The sequence below is a fragment of the Syntrophorhabdaceae bacterium genome (assembly GCA_028713955.1).
Classification (GTDB): domain Bacteria; phylum Desulfobacterota; class Syntrophorhabdia; order Syntrophorhabdales; family Syntrophorhabdaceae; genus UBA5609.
In genome coordinates this window covers 1-5,717 of record JAQTNJ010000201.1, presented here as the reverse complement: position 1 = coordinate 5,717, position 5,717 = coordinate 1, and the positions used below count along the sequence as shown (strand labels likewise).

Sequence of the window (5,717 nt, the reverse complement as noted above, 5' to 3'; positions counted from 1 at the left end):
CGTAACTTATAATGTATATCTATCGTTTATGAAAAGGTTTCCTTATCTCATACCGGTATTGCTGATCATCGGCTTCAGCGGGATCGTTGCTCAGACAATACTGCTCAGAGAACTGCTCATTATCTTTTCCGGAAACGAATTTTCCATCGGGATCATCATCGGTTCATGGGTAATCTGGGAAGCAGCAGGCGCATATCTGGGCGGTCGTCAAAAGAACAACTACCGAAACACCCTCAATCTCTTTCTTGTTGCGATGATCCTCTTCTCATTATTTTTTACAGCCACCATCTACGGAATACGTATTGCCAAAGTCATCGCAGGGATACCGCCGGAAATAGGCGCCGGCATTATACCCATTCTCTACACATCATTCTTCGTTCTCCTGCCCGCGGGTCTTCTACACGGTTTCGTTTTTACGCTCATGTGCACGATACATGACCGGGCCACGGGTGAAGGCCCTTCATCCATCGGCAAGGTCTATTTCTATGAGATGCTGGGAACGGTCCTTGGCGGGATCTGCGTCAATTATCTCTTCATCCCCTATTTTCAGTCATTTCAGATCGCGTTGTCTATGGCTATCCTGAACGGTGTCGCCTGCCTCTTCATTGCGCTGCCTTTCTTTGAAAGAAAAAGGACACCCCAGGTAACAGCGAGCCTTCTGTCCATCATCGTTCCCTGCGTGATGCTCATCGGGGGCAGCGCCGATGCAATGCACAGAAATGCCATCAGGCACCAGTGGCAGGGGAAAAACGTTGTCTACTATGCAAACTCCCTTTACCAGAACATAGTTGTTATCAGGAACGACAACCAGTATACCTTTTTCTCTGACGGGATCCCGCTTATCACGACACCGGTACCGGATATTGCCTTCGTTGAAGAGTTCGCCCATTTCCCCCTGCTGTACCATCACTCCCCGGAGACAATCCTCGTGCTCCATGGCGGGGCAGGCGGCGTGATCAATGAGATACTGAAATACCCGACAGTGAAGCGGGTAGATTACATCGAAACCGACCCCCTGCTTCTGAAAACCATAAAAAGATTTCCTGCCGATCTCACACAGGAAGAACTCAATAACCCCCTTGTTCACTTGCACTATACTGACGGCAGGATCTTCGTAAAAGAAAGACATACAAAATACGATGTAATCCTGCTCGGCCTGCCTCCTCCCGCCACACTCCGGACAAACAGGTTCTTTACGGAGGAATTTTTCGGCGCCGTGAAAGACATCCTGAAAGAAAAAGGGATATTCGCCCTCACCATGACCGGTTCGCTTACGTACTACAGCAAAGAGCTCAAGGATCTGAACGGCTGTATCCTGAACACTATCGCCAAAGTTTTCCCGAATCTCTTCGTTATCCCCGGAGATGTAAACCTCATCCTTGCCTCACAATCAGCGGACATCCTGCACGGCTCACCGGTAACCCTCTGTAACAAGATCACGGACTACGGTCTCAAAACAAACCTCATCACCATGCCCCACCTTACATACCGCCTCGACCAGGACAGAAGAATCTGGTTTGCGTCCTCCGTAAAGACCTCAGATATGCCCGTAAACAGAGATCTTTCTCCTGAAGGCCTTTTCCTCAATATCGTGTATCAAAACATCCTCTTCACACCATCACTAAAGAAACCGTTGGAATTCCTGAGGGGAATCAATCTTCTCACGGCATCAATATCTGTAGCCATTCTCTTCTTTCTTGGCCTTTTTCTGACACGATTTTACAAAAGGCTCACTATCCCCCTTATCATAGGAACAACCGGCTTTACTGCTATGATATTTGAGCTGGTACTTTTATTCAGCTTTCAGATATTTTACGGGTATATCTTCTATGAGGTCGGCATTCTCATCGCCACTTTCCTTGGCGGCATGGCCATGGGAGCCATTATCATAACCACACGCTTAAAGGACATGAAAAACCATACCGGGATATTCCTGTCCATCGAGGCAGCTATGATCCTCTTTGCTCTCCTCCTTCTTCTTATCTTCTCTTCGCTCAAGGTGAGCTCCGTTTACAGCCCGGCGCTTTTACATCTCCTCTTCATCGTTCTCCTCTTCATATCAGGCATTATAACCGGTGCAGAATTCCCCCTGGCAAACGCACTCTATTTTAAAGACAATACCATAGGAAGGACGGCCGGTCTTATCTATGGCGCTGACCTTCTTGGCGGCTGTATCGGGGGGGTCGCCGGCGGCTTTATACTCCTCCCCATCCTCGGTTTATTGCATGGCTGCATTCTCATCGCCATGCTGAAGACAGGCAGCCTTTTCTTGTTAATCTGTCAGAGAAAGTAGTATAATAAAAAAACTCAATATCGGTCTTTTTTCATGTTTACGCGAAGAGATTTCATCAAGATAGCCTTCTTAGCCCCTGCAGCGTTACAACTTGAGGCAAGGGAACTCATCCGGAAGGACCCCCTTTCCCTGAAAGAGGCCCTCTACTATAAGGTCGTTGATACAAGGAAAGGTACTGTCGAATGTCGGCTATGTCCGAGAGGCTGTACGATCCCTGAAGGTGAGTCCGGTTTCTGCCGTGCGAGGAAAAATATAAAAGGAAAACTCTATTCACTCGGCTACGCATCGCCCTGCGCGGTTCACATCGATCCCATAGAGAAAAAACCATTCTTCAATGTCTATCCGGGGAGTTTGAGCTTCTCCGTCGCCAGCGCTGGCTGTAACCTGCGATGCGCATTCTGTCAGAACTGGCAGATATCCCAGGTCTCTCCGGAAGATACCATCAATCAGTCCCTGACCCCTGAAAGGCTTGTGACACTCGCAAAACAGGACCGATGCAGAAGCATCGCATATACTTATACAGAACCCACAAACTTCTTCGAATATATGCTGGACACCGCAAAGACAGCCGGCAGCAAGGGTATCCTTAATGTATGTCACTCGAATGGATATATCAATCCGGAACCCCTCAAGGCGCTCTGCAAGTATCTTGACGCGGCGAACATAGACCTCAAGGGATTCAGCACATCCTTTTACAACAAACTCTGTGAAGCAGAGCTTGAGCCCGTCCTGGAAACGATAAAAACCCTCAAAAGATCAGGTGTCTGGGTGGAGATCACCAATCTCGTCATACCGGGATACAACGATAATCAGAAGATGCTGACGGATATGTGCCAGTGGGTTTATAAAAATGCCGGTGCTGATGTTCCGCTCCACTTCTCCCGTTTCTTCCCCATGTACAGAATGACCGGCATATCTCCGACACCGGTAAGCACCCTTGAAAAGGCACGTGACATAGCCCTGAAAACAGGTCTTCAATTTGCCTATATCGGCAATGTCCCGGGCCATCCGGGAGAGCATACCTATTGCCCTGCATGTAAAAAGGTGGTTATACGCAGGTCAGGATACAATGTCCTGGAATACACGCTGAAAAGCGGCGCCTGCCCGGGTTGCGGGAAAAAGATAGGAGGGATATGGAAAGCGTAAGATCAGTTCAAAGTTTAAAGTTTAAAGTTTTAAACTACAAAAGCCGATGCAGCATCGTCTCCGTCGTATCGTGCATAATCTGTGTTGTGTTGCTATCTACCGGCTGTCTTGCGGAGGATGTGCTGGTTAAGGTCAGGAAACCGGTATTCGCGGGGTCTTTCTACCCCGACGAAAGGTCCGCCCTCGCCAGAACAATAGATAGCTACCTGAAAGAAACGGAACCAAAAAAGGACAGGATAAGCGCCGGCATCTTCGGCATTATGGCGCCCCATGCGGGATACGAGTATTCCGGAAGGGTCGCGGCCTATGCCTATAACCAGATAAAAGGAAGACCCTGCGCAACTGTCATTCTGATGGGTCCGACGCATCGCGTGCCCTTCAACGGCGTAGCGATATATCCTTCAGGGTCATGGGAAACGCCCCTGGGAAGGGTTCAGGTTGACCACGAAATAACCAAAAGACTGGCGGAAAAGTGCACGTTCATTAAAAACTATCCAATTGCCTTTGAGCGAGAGCACTCCCTCGAAGTTCAGGTTCCCTTTCTTCAGCAGACGCTGAAAGATTTCAAGATAGTCCCTATTGTCATGGGCATGATGAAGGAAAACGATTACAGGGTCCTCTCGGACGCGCTCTGCGAATTGTTACAGCAGCACACAGGAAAGATACTGATCGTCGCCTCTTCAGACATGTCCCACTTCCACAACTACCGGGAAGCAAACCGGATGGATAAACTTACCTTAAAGGAGATCGGGGAACTCGATACAGGGCGTCTCGCTGCCGGTCTGGCAAAAGGGGACTATGAGCTGTGCGGCTCGCAGGCAGTGATAACCCTGATGATGGTTGCTAAAAAGATCAATGGAGAGGCACATGTTCTGCACTACGCAAATTCCGGAGATGTGACAAACGACAGGAACAGGGTCGTAGGATATGGCGCCGTCGCCTTCTCTCACAGCGAAAGGAACACCGGTCTCAACAAAAAAGCACAGAAGACGCTCCTCGCGATCGCCCGGAAGACCCTTGAAGAAACAGTTGCAAAAGGGAATATTGCCCCAACAGAGACAAAGGACAAGACCCTGCTCGAAAAGCGGGGCGTCTTTGTCACCCTCACAAAGAACGGAAGATTAAGGGGATGTATCGGATATATAGTGCCGGTCATGCCATTGTACCGGGCGGTCCCGGATATGACCGTCGCCGCTGCGAGCCGTGACCCGCGTTTTCCTCCTGTTACAAAAGAGGAGCTGAAAGAGATACATATTGAGATATCGGTACTCAGCCCACTGAAAAATATCGATGACCCGCAGGAGATCGAGATAGGGAGACACGGCCTGTTCATTGTGAGAGGGAACAACCAGGGGCTCCTCCTCCCGCAGGTGGCAACCGAATATATGTGGAACAGAGAGGAATTCCTGAAACAGGCCTGTCTCAAGGCAGGCCTGCCGCCGGGGGCCTGGAGGGAAAAGGAGACAAAGATCTACAGCTTTTCCGCCCAGATATTCTCGGAATGAAACAATACTCGTATCCTTGAATCCTATTGAGATACTGATAAAAGGAGGTAAATGGTGCTGACAGACAAACAACTGGCACAATACGCGGAGGTCCTTCTCTGGGGACTGGAGACGGCCAGAAAAAAACCTTTCAAAAAAAATGATTGTGTGCTTCTGCAATACGAGGCACCGGCTGTCAGGCTTGCAGAGATACTCTACGGGAGGATCCTCGATCTCGGTATGCACCCTGTTCAGCGAATGGGTCTCACCTTCGGCATGGAACACAGCTTCTATAAAAGATCAAACAGGAACCAGCTTACCTTCCTTGCGCCCGGCGACAGGGAGCTCTACGCAAACCTGAACGGAAGGATATTCCTGAGGGCGCCGGGATCACTGACCCACCTGAAAGAGATTGACCCCGTCAGGATCGGCAGGGTTCTCGTTTCACGAAAACCTCTCCGCGACATCCTTGATAAACGGGAGGAACGGGGCCTCTACAGCTGGACGCTCTGCACGTTCCCGACCGCCGAACTTGCAAGGCAGGCAAAGGCAGACCCGAAGGAATATGCACGGCAGATCATACGGGCCTGCTACCTCGACAAGAAAGATCCTGTCGGGGAATGGAAGAAGGTCCACCGGCAGGTCGGCAGTATCAAGCAATGGCTGAACAGCCTGAAGGTAAAATATTTCCGCATCGAGTCGGAGCATGTTGATTTAAAGATCACCCCGGGAGAAAAAAGGCAATGGAAGGGCGTCTCAGGCCACAATATTCCAAGCTTCGAGGTCTTTCTCTC

4 protein-coding genes are annotated in these 5,717 nt (G+C 49.8%); all 4 read left to right on the top strand.

Translation table 11 applies throughout. The features are described 5' to 3' along the window. Positions 1-2,293 (top strand): hypothetical protein (locus PHU49_13650; protein ID MDD5245049.1); only part of this gene is annotated, 2,293 nt, incomplete at its 5' end. A 33-nt stretch (positions 2,294-2,326) separates the two neighbouring features. Continuing rightward, positions 2,327-3,439 carry an AmmeMemoRadiSam system radical SAM enzyme gene (amrS, locus tag PHU49_13645; GenBank protein ID MDD5245048.1) on the top strand — a complete coding sequence of 371 codons (1,113 nt, stop codon included), beginning with the start codon at positions 2,327-2,329 and terminating at the stop codon, positions 3,437-3,439. A gap of 119 nt (positions 3,440-3,558) precedes the next feature. Then, on the top strand, positions 3,559-4,944 hold the full coding sequence (gene amrB / locus PHU49_13640; GenBank protein ID MDD5245047.1) for an AmmeMemoRadiSam system protein B: 1,386 nt from the start codon (positions 3,559-3,561) through the stop codon (positions 4,942-4,944). A 51-nt stretch (positions 4,945-4,995) separates the two neighbouring features. Continuing rightward, positions 4,996-5,717 (top strand): aminopeptidase (locus tag PHU49_13635; protein MDD5245046.1); only part of this gene is annotated, 722 nt, incomplete at its 3' end.

What these genes read in the sequence shown, in the direction of transcription:
- amrS (MDD5245048.1), top strand. Translation starts at nt 2,327, where the DNA reads ATGTTTACGCGAAGAGATTTCATCAAGATAGCCTTCTTAGCCCCTGCA.